The 226-nt window shown below is 62.8% G+C and carries 1 protein-coding gene; it reads left to right on the top strand.

The genetic code is table 11. The features are described 5' to 3' along the window. The coding region (locus tag P0D80_RS51770) for a GMC family oxidoreductase N-terminal domain-containing protein (protein WP_408296838.1) at positions 1 to 226 on the top strand (226 nt) is incomplete at both ends.

Raw genomic sequence — 226 nt, 5'->3', positions numbered from 1 at the left:
CGCGCTCAAGCAGTCGCCGGACTTCGAACTGCGCTCGCGCTGCCACGTGCTGCGCGTCGAACTCGACGACACAAAAAAACGCGCCAGGGGCGTGACATATGTCGATCCGGCCGGCAACGAAGTGTTCCAGCCGGCCGATCTGGTGATTGTCGCGGCGTTCCAGTATCACAACGTCCATCTGCTTCTGCTGTCGGGCATCGGCAAGCCGTACGACCCGGTCTCGGGT

This window comes from Paraburkholderia sp. RL17-373-BIF-A (genome assembly GCF_046030175.1).
In the GTDB taxonomy this organism is placed as follows: Bacteria; Pseudomonadota; Gammaproteobacteria; order Burkholderiales; family Burkholderiaceae; genus Paraburkholderia.
This window is presented reverse-complemented; position numbering and strand designations above follow the sequence as displayed.